Below are 15,218 nucleotides of genomic sequence, written 5' to 3'. Positions count from 1 at the left end.
TAATATTATTATAGAGTAACGTTAATATTGACTTGCAATGAGGTGGTTTATGAACAGACAATTAAACTACCGTTTGGTAAGCAAAGCGCTATTTCTATCTAGTGCTTTGTTTCTAGCGGGATGCGTCTCTATACCTGAATCAATAAAAGGTACATCAGCAACGCCAGTGACTAATTTAAATGGCGTTTTTGCTGCACCTGAACTTTATATTGGTCAAGAAGGGCGTTTTGGTGGACGTGTGATTGATGTTAAAAATCTTCAATCATCAACGCAGCTAGAAATTGCCGTTATGCCTCTTTCTCAATACGATGCTGCACCAGAATTGAAACAGCCTTCTGTTGGGCGTCTCTATGCTAATGTTATGCATTTCTTAGATCCCACTGATTATAAAAATCAATACGTAACTGTTGTTGGTACTATCAAAGGTGTTGAAACTGGCAAAGTTGGTGAGGCGAGTTATCCATTTTTACGTATTGATGTAACAGGTATGAAACGTTGGACACTGACACAGCAAGTCATTATGCCCGCACCTGTTATGACATGGGGATATTATGGCGATGGTCCATATTGGGGCTATCACCATGGATATGGCGGTTATGGTGGATATCCATATGGAACTGGTCAGGTCGTGCCCGTTTTAGAATAAAAAGTGGGTATTAGATCGCATGACGATATAATATTTTATCTCCATTTGTGTGAAACGGTGTATAATCAATATCTATAATATATTAGGTAACTATCTAATAGAGTTATTAAAGTTGAATAAAAATAAAAGAGAGGGCGGTTTTGACCGCCTTCTTTTTTGTTAATCTAAAAATAAAATATTTAGTGACACACTTCGCATCTTCACAACAGAAAATTGTTTGTGCTGGTAGGATGAGTTAATACTTTGTTAAAAATGAAACATAATATTAACCCAAGAAGTGCGATTAATCAGGAGTACTACTTTGGAAAAAGTCTGGCTTAAACGTTATCCGGCAGATGTTCCGGCTGAAATTGACCCGGACCGTTTCGCATCCCTTGCTGAGATGCTTGAAAACGCTGTCGCAAATTACGCAGATCAACCCGCCTTTATCAATATGGGCGAGGTCATGACTTATCGCAAACTTGAAGAGCGTAGCCGTGCTTTTGCAGCATATCTGCAAAATGGCTTAGGATTGAAGAAAGGTGATCGTGTCGCCTTAATGATGCCTAATTTACTGCAATATCCTATCGCGCTTTTCGGTATTCTTCGTGCAGGCATGGTTGTCGTAAACGTAAACCCACTTTACACACCAAGAGAACTTGAACATCAGTTAAATGACAGTGGTGCAAGTGCCATTGTAATAGTCTCCAACTTTGCGCATACACTCGAAAAAATCGTATTTAATACCAATATTAAACACGTTATTTTGACCCGAATGGGTGATCAACTCTCTCGTCCTAAAGCAACATTAGTCGATTTTGTTGTTAAATATATCAAACGATTAGTACCTAAATATAACTTGCCTGATGCAATTTCATTTCGTCGAGCAATGCATTTTGGCTATCGTATGCAATATATTAAACCTGAAATTACAGGTAAAGATTTAGCCTTTTTACAATACACGGGTGGCACAACAGGAATTGCTAAAGGCGCAATGTTAACGCATCGCAATATGTTGGCAAACCTTGAGCAAGCGAAAGCGGCTTATGTACCTGCACTAAATGTAGGTAAAGAGCTGGTGGTCACCGCATTACCGCTGTATCACGTTTTTGCTTTAACCGTTAACTGTCTACTCTTTATTGAAATTGGTGGTAAAAACTTACTTATCACTAACCCTCGCGATGTGAAAGGAACAATTAAAGAGTTAGGACGTTACCCTGTCACGGCAATCACAGGTGTAAATACTTTATTTAATGCTTGGTTGCAAAATCCAGAATTTCGTCAGCTCGACTTCTCGAAACTGAATCTCTCTGTTGGCGGCGGTATGCCTGTTCAAAGTAGTGTTGCTAAAGAGTGGGAAGAGTTAACTGGTAAACATCTGTTAGAAGGTTATGGTTTGACGGAATGTTCTCCTTTAGTCACTGGTAATCCTTATAATCTGAAAAAATACAGTGGCAGTATTGGATTACCAGTACCTTCAACAGACGTTAAGTTTATTGATGATGAAGGTAACGAAGTTGACCGCACGGTAGGTGGTGAGATGTGGGTTCGTGGCCCTCAGGTAATGAAAGGTTATTGGAATCGCCCTGATGCGACTGATGAAGTCCTACACGATGGCTGGGTTGCAACAGGTGATATTGCCACAATGGATGACGAAGGCTTTATTCGTATCATTGACCGCAAAAAAGATATGATCTTAGTTTCAGGTTTTAATGTATACCCTAATGAAGTCGAAGAAGTCGTTACGGCACATCCTAAAGTTTTGGAATCGGCGGCAATTGGTGTACCAAGCAAGAACTCAGGTGAAACAGTTAAAGTTTTCATTGTGAAAAAAGATCCATCATTAACGGAAGATGAGATAAAAACACACTGTCGTCGTTACCTAACAGGCTATAAAGTACCTAAAATTATTGAGTTTCGCGATGAATTACCAAAATCAAATGTTGGTAAAATTTTACGCAGAGAGTTAAGAAATGAAGAAAAAGAGTTGAAAACCTCAACTGAATCTTGATACAACACTCAATAACCTTTTTCAATTTCGCCGGTTTATACCGGCGTTTTTGTGATTACATAAAAAAGTCATTAGACATAAAAACAAGAGAAACCTGTTTTGAATTATCAATTGATTACGACAGACACTGCACTAGATACCGCCTGTAAAGCCGCTTCACAGGCTTCACAAATTGCTTTAGATACAGAGTTTGTCCGCATACGTACCTATTACCCTCATCTTGGTTTGATCCAGATGTATGACGGTAAACAGATCTCTCTTATTGATCCGTTAGCAATTAAGGATTGGGCTCCTTTCGTTGAGCTATTAACAAACCCGGGCATTTTGAAGTTTCTCCATGCTGGAAGTGAAGATCTCGAAGTCTTTTCTCACCAGTTTGGTTGTGTTCCAACACCAATGATTGACACTCAAGTGGTGGCTGCATTTTTAGGACATCCTATCTCTTGTGGTTTTGCAACATTAGTCGAGAAATATGAAAATGTTGCGTTAGATAAAAGTGAATCCCGAACAGATTGGTTAGCGCGTCCTCTAACTGAAAAACAGTGCCAATATGCCAGTGGTGATGTTTTCTACCTGTTGCCTTTAGCTGAAAAATTAATTAAAGAAGCTGAAGAAGCAGGCTATATGGATGCCATTGCAGATGAATGCAAAATGATTGCAGAACGTCGACAAGAAACGGTTGTACCAGAGCTTGCCTATCGTGATATTAGCAATGCATGGCAATTAAAAGACCAACAGTTAGCGTGCTTACAAATGCTTGCTCAGTGGCGCTTAAATCAAGCCAAAGCTCGAGATATGGCATTAAACTTCGTTGTAAGAGAAGAACACCTATGGTCTGTTGCTCGTTATCTTCCATCGTCATTAGCAGAACTCGATGCACTATCGCTTTCAGGTCAAGAAATTCGTTGTCATGGTCGTCGTTTATTAGATTTTGTTGTTAAAGCAAAAGAAGTTAAAGATGAAGATTGCCCAGAACCTATTGGTAATTTAATTGAACAACCAAACTACAAAAAAGCATTTAAAGCGATTAAAGCCGTTATTCAAGAAATCAGTGAAGATAAGCGCTATAACCCTGAATTGTTAGCATCAAGAAGACAGATTAATCAGTTATTAAGTATTCACTGGAAAATAAAAGAAGGGCAACCTGAATTAATTTCACGCTGGCGTAAAGCCTTATTAGAAGAAAAAGTGACAGAAATTCTGGCGCAATATCCATAGTCTTGTTAATTGTCTATTTTCCAACCTCTAACATCCAAAATAAAATGGGAACGTTAGTTTGATAAATAAACAAAATAAAGAATAACAATAGGAGTCTCTTTTGAGGCTCTTATTTTTTGCACACAAAAAACACCTAAAGAAGGTGAAGGCAGAAATAGACTAAATAGATTATTGGTAAATATAAATGTTATGACGAAATAACGGGTCTCCTGTGACTTATCACCAATGATTAAAATAGCAACGAGATATAGCGCTATTTGCGCATTCAGGTGTATTCAATATGTATATAATTAAACACAGAGCCAATCAAATTAATTATAGTTCATGGCTGGCTCTGTGAATAATGACTTAGATAAAGCGTAAAATATGATTTACTTTGTAGGCTCTTCACTCTCAGGTAAAGTCACATTTAGCTCTAAAACAGAGATATCATCGCCTTTTTGTTCAAATTGAACAGAAAGCATCTCTGGATCAATCTGTACATATTTACAGATGACACCTAATAAATCTCTTTTCATATCAGGTAAATAAGCTGGCTCGCTATCACCACGGCGACGTTCTGCTACGATAATTTGCAGACGCTCCTTGGCAATATTAGCTGTCGACTTTTTACGCGACAGGAAAAAATCTAGTAAAGCCATCTTTTACCCCCCAAAAAGGCGTTTCAGAAAGCCTTTTTTCTCTTCTTCAATAAAACGGAATGGATGTTCTTCACCTAACAAACGATTTACTGTATCTGAATAGGCTTTACCTGCATCAGATTCGCCATCTAAAATAACAGGTTCACCTTGGTTAGATGAACGTAAAACAGATTGATCTTCTGGAATAACACCCAATAGTGGAATGCATAGAATTTCAAGAACATCTTCCATACTTAACATGTCACCACGGTTAACGCGGCCCGGATTATAACGAGTTAATAGCAGATGTTCTTTAATTGGATCTTCACCACGTTCAGCACGACGTGATTTAGAGGCAAGAATGCCTAAAATACGGTCGGAGTCACGTACAGATGATACTTCAGGGTTTGTTGTGATAATAGCTTCATCTGCGAAATAAAGGGCCATTAATGCGCCACTTTCAATACCCGCAGGAGAGTCACAAATAATAAAGTCAAAACCCATTTCATCGAGTTCATCTAATACTTGTTCTACACCATCACGGGTGAGAGCGTCTTTATCTCTTGTTTGTGATGCAGGGAGAATAAACAAATTTTCTGTACGCTTATCTTTAATCAATGCTTGATTTAAAGATGCATCGCCCTGAATAACATTAACAAAATCATAAACAACCCTACGTTCACAACCCATGATAAGGTCTAAATTACGTAACCCAATATCAAAGTCGATAACAACCGTCTTATGACCTTTTTGAGCGAGGCCGGTAGAAATGGCCGCGCTGGAAGTTGTTTTACCAACCCCACCTTTACCTGACGTAACAACAATAATGCGTGCCATGGAGTGATTCCTTGTCGATGCTCTAAATTAAGTTCTCGATTGTTAATTCATTCTCTTGCAGACTCAGTTGTACTGACTTACCAACAAAGTCCGTAGGAATTTGGTCGCTTAGCCAATATTGACCAGCAATAGAAACAAGTTCAGCAGACAGATGTGTACAAAAAATATGGCTCTCTTTATCACCCGATGCGCCTGCAAGTACGCGTCCACGCAATACACCGTAGACGTGAACATTGCCATCAGCAATTAATTCAGCACCTGCACTCACATTACTAATAACAACTAAATCGCTATTTTGTGCATAAATTCGCTGACCTGAACGAACAGGAGCATGGATGATTTTTGTTTTTTGACGAACAACTGCCGGAGCTTCATTCGTTTTATCGTTATTTGCCTGATTGCTTGGCTTAACTATTTTACCTTCATTTAAGATAGGTAACTGTGCGGCAATTATCGCTTCTTTCTGTTGAGCGTCTGAACTACCACTAATTCCCACGACTCGTAAGCCAGCATCTTCTACAATTCGCCTCAGTTTTTTAAAATCAATATTCTCATCTGCTAAAGCAGAGACATTGATAACCACAGGTGCGTTTTTCAGAAATTGAGGCGCTTGTGCAATTTTTTCTGAAATCGCCTGACGAATAACTTTCGGTGTTCCATCGTTTAAATGGAGTACTGAAAGGGTAAAATTACTGCCTTTTAACTCAATGGGCGTGTTTGACATCTATCTGACTCAGTAAATTTTTTATAATCTGGCACAAAAAACCAGAGACGATATTACGAAAGTATATAAGCATGTTATATTTACTAAAATATTCAGGCAAGTCGCTTATTTTAATAATTAGAGTTTAATGAAAATGATTTGTGCAATTTACCGTAGTACCAAACGTGATCAAACTTATTTATACATCGAAAAAAAGGATGATTTCTCTCGAATTCCGGACGAATTATTACAAAGTTTTGGCGAACCACAATTTTCAATGTTGCTTAATCTCGCGGATAGACAGCGTTTAGCGCATGCTGACATTGAAAAAGTCAAAAAAGCATTAGTTGAGCAGGGTTTTTACTTACAAGTTCCACCACCTGTCGAAAGTATGTTAAATGCTTATTTAGATGAATTAAAAAAATCAGAAAAAACTGAATAAATCATCGAGATAAAAGGAGCATAAATGTTCAAATATTCATTCATCGCTGTGATTGTTTCCGGTTTAATGTTATCTGCGTGTACTAATAGCCAACAAAAATTGGCTGAAAGACAAATTACTGCACCAGAGGCAACGGCAGTTGAAACACAAAAAACGCCTCGATGGAAACAAGTGGATGTTGCATCGTTAGAACAAGCATTTCCTAAAGAAACTCGAACTTCTGCACAATTTCCTGCTTATGTTGAAGCATTGAAATTGAAAGCCGCTCAATTGGGATATAAACAAGAAACAATAGATTTTGCTTTTTCAGAAGCACATTTTATTGAACGAGTGATTAAATCAGACCGTAATCAACCGGAAAAGAAAATCACACTCGATGTTTATTTACCACGCATTGTTACCAACGGCCGTTTAAACCAAGGGGCTAAGCTCTATCAAGAGAATCAAGATACTCTAGAACAAATCAGCAAAAAATATGGTGTGCCTGCAAACTATATTGTTGCGTTATGGGGACTTGAGAGTGGCTTTGGTAAGGTGCAAGGCAAAGAAGATGTTGTCTCTGCACTTGCAACGCTTGCATTTGAAGGCCGTCGAGAAGAACTTTTTGCTCGTCAATTAATGGCAGCATTAGAGATTGTTGAGGAAGGACATGTTCCTCAAGGACAGCGCCTCAAAGGCTCCTGGGCGGGCGCAATGGGACAAACTCAGTTTATGCCATCTTCTTTCCTAACTTATGCCGCAGATGGCAATGGTGACGGAAAAATTGATATTTGGAACACTCAAGAAGACGCATTTGCTTCGGCTGCTAACTATTTAGCGACGGAAGGCTGGAAAAGTGGACTTCCTTGGGGAGAACAGGTTACTTTATCGGTAGATTTTAACCAGCAGCTTGAAGGTATTAAGACCGAACAGAAAAAAACGGTCGCTCAATGGAAAGCATTGGGTGTTCAATTACCAGCAAATAGTCAATTGAACGATACTATGCCTGTATGGTTAATTATTCCTGATGATGATTTGCACAGAAGCTATTTAGTGACACAGAACTTCCGTACGATTATGCATTGGAACAGCTCTTACTTTTTTGCCCTTAGCATTGTCACAATGGCTGATGGCGTTGCTAATAAAATAAATTCACTGCCTAACGCGAGCTAATCGCGTTTTTACAGTGAAATAAAACACAGCAATTTACCTAAAAGGAACACATTATGTATCAACATCGTGATTGGGAAGGTGCGTTACTTGATTTTCCTGTCAATAAAGTGATTTGCGTTGGTAGTAACTATGCAAATCACATTAAAGAGATGGGATCCGTTCGCTCAGAAGAGCCTGTGATTTTTATCAAACCAGAAACAGCTATGTGTGATATTCGCCAACCTATTGCTATCCCAAAAGATATGGGTGCGGTTCACCACGAAATTGAATTAGCAGTACTTATTGGTCAGCCACTTAAACAAGCTAATGAAGATAGAGTTGATCGTGCAATTGCGGGTTTCGGTATTGGTCTTGATCTCACATTGCGTGATTTACAAGGTAAATTGAAAAAAGCAGGGCAGCCGTGGGAAAAAAGTAAAGCGTTTGATGGCTCTGCACCATTGTCTGGCTTTATCCCTGTCAATTCATTTGGCGACCCGCAAAACGCAGATTTAATGTTACGTGTTAATGACGAGATTCGTCAGCAGGGTAACAGTCGTGATATGCTAACCCCTGTTTTACCCCTTATCAGCTATATGTCTCGCTTTTTTACCCTACGTCCTGGTGATGTGATTTTAACGGGAACACCTGAAGGTGTTGGCCCTCTAGAATCAGGCGATATGTTGGTATTAAGTGTTAATGAACATCAGCTGACAACGCGGGTTATTTAATTCGTATTAGATGAGTAATAAGGTAATAACGTAGAGATGACACAGGCTTTTTGGCAGACTAAAACATTGGATGAAATGAGTGATGATGAGTGGGAATCGCTCTGTGACGGGTGTGGGCAGTGTTGTTTACACAAGTTAATGGATGATGATACTGACGAGATATATTTTACCAATGTCGCTTGTAATCAGCTAAATATTAAAACCTGCCAATGCAGTAATTACGAAGATCGTTTCCGTTATGAGCCAGATTGTATCAAGCTTACACGGTATAATTTACCGACTTTTGAGTGGTTACCAATGACATGTGCGTATCGTCTGTTAGCAGAAGGCAAAACGTTACAAAGCTGGCATCCGCTTATTGCAGGTAATAAAGCAAAAATGCACCAAGGTAATATTTCTGTAAGATATATTGCAGTGCCAGAAACTGAAGTTGAAGATTGGGAAGATCATATTCTTAATCGTCCGAAAGGACGTGGTTAATTTCTTATTTTCATTAAAAAGCTCCTTTATAGGAGCTTTTTGTTAAGGAATGTAAGTAATGACAATAGATATTGCAGGGCTAATTGCTCAATTAGGGAAAAAATATCAAGATGTTTACGATCAAAATTTAATTCCTTATAAGTCCAAACCTAAAAGTGGCAGTTTAGCGATGAGAAAAGAATCTCTTCACTTATATTTTGAGCCGTATGGTGTCGGTTTAAGTGAAATCACGCTGACGCTATTTGATGAAAAAACAAAGCAATTTCATTTCCCTCATGCACTTCCTTTCGGGTTACAGCCATTAATGACACAAGAGTGGTTACATGCTCATTATGGAAAACCGATCCGTTTTTCTAAAAAGAAAATTGTGATGTCACTTCATTTAGGTGAAGCGGAAGTCTTTGAATTACCCAATAATAATCAGGTTATTTTTATTGCCAGATATCCCTACGTTGGTGAGAATGTGGTGACTTCGCTTACCTTTGAATTACGCGAAAGTTTAGAAAAACGATGGGATGTTAACTACATAGCTTGATATTGCGTCAGTAACAAAAAATTCCCCTTTCGAGATTAATAAGAGAATAAATCATTCACCAAATAATCTTTTAAGAAAATCTATTGACGAAATGGGAAATATAGTTCACTATTATTCTCATGGTGGGGAATTTGAATTTCACCAACCCAATGAATAAATGCCTCGCTTATGCGGGGCTTTTTGCATTCTAGGGTTGTGAAAACCTCCATCATATTTCGTAGCAAAATTCTGAGTCATATTCAGTGATTGAAATGTACATCATTATTAAAATGATGCATTTTTCTTCGCCGTTTATTACCTGAATTTACTGAAAGAGAAGATTGGATTTTCTCTTATTTAAACATCAAAACTCGCTTCGGCGAGTTTTTTTGTTTCTTCATTTTATAAAAAGGAATTTTATATGAAACGTATTACCCCAATTGTTTTATCACTGCTTATGGTTTCAACCAGTTATGCTAATTCAGAGATGACGGTAGCACCTGAACTTGAAACGCAATCATCTGCTGTTGCTCGTGATACTTCAATGCGTGCAATGAATGATGAAAACTGTGGTATTGGCTGTCCATTAGGTGGCAGTGAAACTACTATTCAACGTGATGTTTATACATTAAATAATAATAGCGAAACCAAGTTTGCAGACTGGGTTGCTTATTTAGTGACTAAAGACAGTATCGGTAGTGGTAAAGCACGTAACTGGAAAAAAGATCCGGCTTTAGGTAATGATGAAACCTTATCGCCAGCGGATTACAAAAATGCTAATGCCACATTAAAAGTTGACCGTGGTCATCAGGCTCCTTTAGCTTCATTGGCTGCGTTACCGGGTTGGAATGCGCTTAACTATCTTTCTAATATTACACCGCAAAAAGCAGACTTAAACCAAGGTGCTTGGGTACGATTAGAAGATCAAGAGCGTAATTTGGCAAAAGAAGGCCACAAAGTCTTTACTGTTACAGGGCCTATCTACGAAAGAGATATGGGTAAATTGCCAAGTACAGATAAAGATCACACAATTCCAAGTGCATATTTTAAAGTGGTTTTTCTAAATGATTCACCAGAAAGCTCCTCTTATGCAGCGTTTATTATGGATCAACAAACACCGAAAAAAGCAAATTTCTGTGAATTCCAAGTAACGGCGGCAGAAGTGGAAGCTCGTACTGGTTTAACACTTTGGAGTCAGTTACCTGAAGGTGCTCAAGGTGTGAAATCTCAAGCCGGTGAGCTAGTTAAAAAAATGGGATGTACGGTATTAAAATAAGCTTTTAAACCGACTTCTCAGTAAGTAATAAAAAAGGTCACTTTATTAAGTGACCTTTTTCAATATCGCTAAATAGTTATATTTAGCGGTTTTCAAAATTAATAAGCTGGTGGCGCTGATTAAAAAATTTCTTATAGGTTAAATAGCAAGCAATAATGGTTGAAATACTGGCTGTTGCCATCAACATAAAAGTCACCATAATTTGATATTTAACGGCTTGTAATGGATCAACTCCGGCAAAAATAAGCCCTGACATCATACCCGGCAAACTCACAATACCGACCGTCTTTGCTGCATCAACCGTTGGGATTAATGAAGATTTAATGCTATCTCGAATAATACTCATTGAGGCTAACTTTGGTGTCGCACCAAGACTTAACATCTCTTGCAATTGCTGTTGTTGATTTTGAAAACGTTGACCTAAATTATTATAACAAAGCCCCGTTGCTATCATTGCATTACCCGCAATCATCCCCGTAATAGGAATAATTTGAATGGGTGTAAAAGCAATGGAACTGGTGAGCAATAAAATAGTTAAAGTTAATAATGCCCCAGTCGTAATAGCGGTAAAAGAGATCAGAAAGATATCTTTAACATATTTACTCCGCTTTTTAGCATTATGGGCGGCGTTATAGCAGATAAATAACACCATTAAGAAAGTAAGAATAAAATGGTCAACATGGAAAATATAGGTCAAGACATAGCCAACAATTAATAGTTGAACAATGGCTCTTGCTGTACTCCAAATAATATCTTTTTCTAAAGCTAGTTTTTCTTTACGGCTAATAAAAATAGCCACGAGAACTAATAAAAGCGAGAAAATCAGAGATTCATTGCTTATCGTATGTTCGTTCATAATATTATGTTCGCTCATAACAAAAGGGTGACTGATAAAAAAATAAAAAATCAGGCATCATTGTGAGAAGGTAATAAGATCACATCATCAGCATGTTTTATTTCATTTTGATCGTGAGTGACCCATAACACAGCGAGATTTTGCTCTTTAACATAGTGGTGAATAACATCATTCACTTTTGTTTTATTATCTTCATCTAATGCACTAGTTATCTCATCAAGTAATAAGATTTTTGGCATAAATTGCAGATTTCTTATCAGTGAAATACGTTGCTTTTCGCCTCCCGAAAGCTCATTAATTCCCTTTTTCATAATGGATGCTGGTAAACAAAAATAATCCAAATCCTGTGCTAGTTTCTTATCATCCACAGAGCGTTTTCGTAAGAAATAAGGAAATTTAAGGTTATCGTAAACCGTCTCACCAAATAACATCGGTGTTTGAGTACAATAAGAAACTTGTTGGCGATATTCTTCGGGTGAAAACGTTAAATAGTCTTTATTTTCAAAGAAAATTGAACCACTGGTAGGTGATAGTAGAGAAGCGACAATCTTGAGTAAGGTGCTTTTACCACAGCCTGAAGGGCCAGTGATAAGTTTAAATTCAGAAGGTTGAAGTTCAAAATTGATGTTATCGAGGATAGTTTTGTTATCGACTCGATAACCTATTTTATCAAGACGTAAAAGTGCAGTCGTGCTTTCCATTCTTATCCCAAACTTAAAAGAGAGAATAATTATCATTATACAGAATTAACGATATAAAGATCCTGCTTTAAATCAGTTAGTAAGCAATTTTGTTACTATTTAAGTATAGGATAATAAGAATGTGAGCCAATGAAAAAGATAAATTTATTTTTCTCGATTGACTAAAAAAATGCCAAATAAAATCAGTAAACCTGAAATTAAAGTAATACTTGATAGCGCTTCATTTAGTAAAAAATAACCTAAAATTCCCGCTGTGATTGGATTTAATGCAATAAATACGCCTGCGCGTGTCGCACCTATTTGTTTAATTCCTGCATAATAAAAGTAATAGGCAAGGGCAGAGCCAAAAATTCCTAAGTAAAGTAAGGACACGATATCAATTTGAGTAAATGTTGTATGGAGCAGAATATCAAAGCGACCTGTTATTAAAGAGGCAACTAATAGTAAAATAGTACCTATAAAAACAGAGTATGCGACAGTTAATAAAGCACCAATAGATTGGATCACTGGTTTCGCAAATACAGTATAAATTCCCCAACTCAGCACACAGCCTGCAATCAGCAAATCGCCTAAACTAGCTGAAGACGAAGAAGATGTAGAAATATCACTACGGGAGAGAATAATAGAAAAAGCCCCACCTAAGCAAAATAGAATACCAACAAACTGCTTGAGTGAAGGCCATTTTTTTAAGGTTATAGCGGACAGCAACGCTATCATTGCAGGGTTACAGGCAACAATAAACGCAGCTCTAGAGGCTTGTGTTAATTTCAGACCTTCAAAGAAAAATAAATTATAAAAGAAAATACCAAATAGCCCTAATAACAGTAAAACAGCACCTTGTTTCTTAGTGGGTTTATGCCATTTGGATTTCGTTAAGAATAAAATAAAGAGCAAGCAGATAGTCGCGATAACAAAGCGCAATGTAGCAAGTAATAAACCATCAATTTCAGGCGAGATAACTCGCCCTGCAATAAAAGTCCCACCCCAAACGATAGAGACTAAGGCTAGTAATAAATAAGCCGTTAAATCACTCTTTGGATTGTTTTTCATATTGAGAGTACCAATGCTTTATATCATTGATTATTTCATTCGTTAAACGCTCGCCTTGTTCATTATAAAATCCATGATCTAACTTATCGTATTTAATAAACTTCACATTAGGTTGGTTGATATCTTGGCTTAATTGATTAAATGCATCGACATTTACATTCGCGTCATTAAGTGTCTGAATAATTAAGATAGGGGTATGCTGATTGCTTTTAATTACGTTAAGTAAATCAATAGCAAAATATTGTTGCCACCATAATTTACTGTGCTCACTGACAAATTGCTCATCATCGATTTGATTATTTTTGATGGCATCAGCAAATTGCTGAAAGCCATCTAGAGCATCTTTAATGTGCTCTTTAGGTGTGGTAAGACGAATATTATAAAGAACATCATCAAGAAAAAAGCGACCCCCACCATTTAGTGCAATAGCCGCTTTTATATCATTGCGTTTAGCTACCACTAAATGCACCATCGTGGCACCTTCACTTCCACCAATTAAAATAATATTCGGATACTGTGACGATAAATTATCTAACACAGCTTCATAATCTTCGGTTCGTTGCTTAGGATTATCATGAAGCTTATAGCTTTCAGGGCAATCAGCACGTTCACCATCATATTGAGAATAAGGTAATTGAGCGGTAATACCGTATTTTTCTACCATTAAAACATCACTATTGGGTAACCACTGACCAAAGGTTTCTTGAATAAATGTATTATTTTTAATGCTGTTACAGTCAGAGCCTTGCATTAACACCAAGAGAGTTTGATTTTTTTCAGCTCGTTTATCTAAGTAATAGTTAATTTCACTACCATCTTTACGTGAAAGTAAATGTGTCGATATTTCTGCATAACTTGCAAAAGAAGGAAGCAAAAAAGTAGAGAGTAAAAATAGAAGTGAAGTGCGCATGGTCACCTTGTTTATTTTTGTAGGGATGTAATAAGAAATTTTATTTTAATAATAAGTAAACAGTTAATTTAGTGAATTATTGTACAGAAACAAGTGAAGAAAAATTTATCGCACAGATAGTCTCTATAAAATTAATTTATTCTTAATAAAATAGCCTGAAAATTCAGGCCATTTTGGGATCATTAATGAATGGGAACGAAATAATCTATCTCTAAGGTTCTTGGTAATTCCATCAAATCAACATCAGTTTCTATACTGACATATTTTTCAATATCAGCACCTAAGCGACGACATAAACCTAATGCGGGAAGGGTATAAAAATAAATTTTCATCGCAAATTGTTTATATTCTTCTAGCGTTCCCTTAAATTGGAATCTGACATAGCGTCCTGCCTCAATCACTCTTTTTCTAAAACCACTGGTTTTTGTGAAATGATCTAAGCTATTTAACCCAATTTCATAATCAATCTGGATTTTATTTTTACGTAATGTGTTCGGTTGGTATGAAATAAGTACAGTACTTTCTGTAAAGTTTTTATCCGTATACAGTAAAAAGTCATTCCAAAATTGGTGACGAATATCTTCGTGCAATTTACCTATATCTTCGATAGAGCAAAAATACTGATATTGCATCCCATAAACATAACTTTCAGGTAACTCCATAATTTTAGGAATAGGCAAATCAACAACATCAAAATTGATTGGTGGCTGAAAGTTATCACCACAAAGATTATCTAGTTTACGATATTCTGTGGGTGTTACACCAAAGGTTGCTTTAAAACGACGCGTAAATGATTGCTGGGAATCAAACTGATAACGCAATGCCACAGTCAGAATAGGCAATTTAGTTAATCGTAATTCGGTTGCCGCTTTTGTTAAACGTCTTCCTCGAATATACGAAGCAAGTGTTAATCCCGTTGCTTGTTTAAACACGCGTTGTAAATGCCATTTGGTATAACCAGAACGGATCGCAACGTCATCAAGTAGCAACGGTTTTTCCAGATTCACCTCAATCCAGAGAAGAAGTTCTTTGATAATTTCTATATTAAAAGTGGATAAGGTATTTGAGGGGGTAAGCCCATTGTACTGAGATGACATGATGATTTCCTGAAAA

The 15,218-nt window shown here is 37.2% G+C and carries 17 protein-coding genes; 9 read left to right on the top strand and 8 right to left on the bottom strand.

The genetic code is table 11. The features are described from left to right. Positions 1-49: 49 nt before the first annotated feature. From EHE21_RS09870 to rnd, 3 genes are all read left to right on the top strand, one after another. Positions 50-646 carry a Slp family lipoprotein gene (locus EHE21_RS09870; RefSeq protein WP_194950571.1) on the top strand — a complete coding sequence of 199 codons (597 nt, stop codon included), beginning with the start codon at positions 50-52 and terminating at the stop codon, positions 644-646. Between the two features lie 301 nt (positions 647-947). Then, on the top strand, positions 948-2,636 hold the full coding sequence (gene fadD, locus EHE21_RS09865) for a long-chain-fatty-acid--CoA ligase FadD (protein WP_088495469.1): 1,689 nt from the start codon (positions 948-950) through the stop codon (positions 2,634-2,636). Positions 2,637-2,735: 99 nt separating this feature from the next. Beyond that, positions 2,736-3,854: a ribonuclease D gene (rnd, locus tag EHE21_RS09860; RefSeq protein WP_194950570.1), complete on the top strand. Its 1,119-nt coding sequence runs from the start codon at positions 2,736-2,738 to the stop codon at positions 3,852-3,854. Between the two features lie 371 nt (positions 3,855-4,225). On the opposite strand, the gene minE is transcribed toward rnd, so the two are convergent. From minE to minC, 3 genes are read right to left on the bottom strand one after another with little or no spacing between them, the layout of a single operon-like run. Further along, complete coding sequence (gene minE, locus EHE21_RS09855) at positions 4,226-4,495, bottom strand: cell division topological specificity factor MinE (protein WP_023582089.1); 270 nt, start codon at positions 4,493-4,495, stop codon at positions 4,226-4,228. Positions 4,496-4,498: 3 nt separating this feature from the next. After that, positions 4,499-5,311, bottom strand: a complete 813-nt coding sequence (minD, locus tag EHE21_RS09850) for a septum site-determining protein MinD (protein ID WP_023582090.1) — start codon at positions 5,309-5,311, stop codon at positions 4,499-4,501. 22 nt (positions 5,312-5,333) lie between these two features. After that, complete coding sequence (gene minC, locus EHE21_RS09845; RefSeq protein WP_194950569.1) at positions 5,334-6,035, bottom strand: septum site-determining protein MinC; 702 nt, start codon at positions 6,033-6,035, stop codon at positions 5,334-5,336. 133 nt (positions 6,036-6,168) lie between these two features. On the opposite strand from minC, the gene EHE21_RS09840 reads away from it, so the two are divergent. The 6 genes from EHE21_RS09840 to EHE21_RS09815 all read left to right on the top strand — a co-directional run bounded on the left by EHE21_RS09840 (position 6,169) and on the right by EHE21_RS09815 (position 10,588). Continuing rightward, positions 6,169-6,456, top strand: a complete 288-nt coding sequence (locus EHE21_RS09840; RefSeq protein ID WP_069369136.1) for a YcgL domain-containing protein — start codon at positions 6,169-6,171, stop codon at positions 6,454-6,456. Positions 6,457-6,480: 24 nt separating this feature from the next. Beyond that, the gene (locus EHE21_RS09835; protein ID WP_194950568.1) at positions 6,481-7,608 is read left to right on the top strand and encodes a lytic murein transglycosylase; all 1,128 of its coding nucleotides are present in this window, start codon (positions 6,481-6,483) and stop codon (positions 7,606-7,608) included. A 53-nt stretch (positions 7,609-7,661) separates the two neighbouring features. After that, on the top strand, positions 7,662-8,318 hold the full coding sequence (locus tag EHE21_RS09830) for a fumarylacetoacetate hydrolase family protein (protein WP_075671101.1): 657 nt from the start codon (positions 7,662-7,664) through the stop codon (positions 8,316-8,318). 36 nt (positions 8,319-8,354) lie between these two features. Next, positions 8,355-8,798: a YcgN family cysteine cluster protein gene (locus EHE21_RS09825; RefSeq protein ID WP_088495473.1), complete on the top strand. Its 444-nt coding sequence runs from the start codon at positions 8,355-8,357 to the stop codon at positions 8,796-8,798. A gap of 58 nt (positions 8,799-8,856) precedes the next feature. Continuing rightward, positions 8,857-9,333 carry a DUF6392 family protein gene (locus EHE21_RS09820; protein WP_194950567.1) on the top strand — a complete coding sequence of 159 codons (477 nt, stop codon included), beginning with the start codon at positions 8,857-8,859 and terminating at the stop codon, positions 9,331-9,333. Between the two features lie 523 nt (positions 9,334-9,856). Beyond that, positions 9,857-10,588 (top strand): DNA/RNA non-specific endonuclease, encoded by a 732-nt coding sequence (locus EHE21_RS09815; protein WP_228766782.1) that lies wholly within the window; start codon positions 9,857-9,859, stop codon positions 10,586-10,588. 82 nt (positions 10,589-10,670) lie between these two features. On the opposite strand, the gene fetB is transcribed toward EHE21_RS09815, so the two are convergent. The 5 genes from fetB to EHE21_RS18995 form a co-directional block, all read right to left on the bottom strand. Then, positions 10,671-11,444: an iron efflux ABC transporter permease subunit FetB gene (gene fetB / locus EHE21_RS09810; RefSeq protein ID WP_088496032.1), complete on the bottom strand. Its 774-nt coding sequence runs from the start codon at positions 11,442-11,444 to the stop codon at positions 10,671-10,673. Between the two features lie 50 nt (positions 11,445-11,494). Further along, positions 11,495-12,145, bottom strand: coding sequence for an iron efflux ABC transporter ATP-binding subunit FetA (fetA, locus tag EHE21_RS09805; RefSeq protein WP_194950565.1), 651 nt, complete (start codon positions 12,143-12,145; stop codon positions 11,495-11,497). A 144-nt stretch (positions 12,146-12,289) separates the two neighbouring features. Then, positions 12,290-13,195 carry a DMT family transporter gene (locus tag EHE21_RS09800; protein ID WP_194950564.1) on the bottom strand — a complete coding sequence of 302 codons (906 nt, stop codon included), beginning with the start codon at positions 13,193-13,195 and terminating at the stop codon, positions 12,290-12,292. Next, positions 13,173-14,105, bottom strand: a complete 933-nt coding sequence (locus tag EHE21_RS09795) for an acyl-CoA thioester hydrolase/BAAT C-terminal domain-containing protein (protein ID WP_194950563.1) — start codon at positions 14,103-14,105, stop codon at positions 13,173-13,175. Before EHE21_RS09795 ends, EHE21_RS09800 begins: the two co-directional genes overlap by 23 nt. Before the next feature lie 182 nt (positions 14,106-14,287). Further along, positions 14,288-15,202 carry a helix-turn-helix domain-containing protein gene (locus EHE21_RS18995; protein ID WP_194950562.1) on the bottom strand — a complete coding sequence of 305 codons (915 nt, stop codon included), beginning with the start codon at positions 15,200-15,202 and terminating at the stop codon, positions 14,288-14,290. Between the last annotated feature and the right edge of the window lie 16 nt (positions 15,203-15,218).

Origin of the sequence: Proteus sp. GOKU (assembly GCF_015475555.1) — a bacterium.
In the GTDB taxonomy this organism is placed as follows: Bacteria; Pseudomonadota; Gammaproteobacteria; order Enterobacterales; family Enterobacteriaceae; genus Proteus; species Proteus mirabilis_B.
Note: the sequence above shows the minus strand (reverse complement) of the source record. Positions and strands in the feature narration are given on the sequence as shown.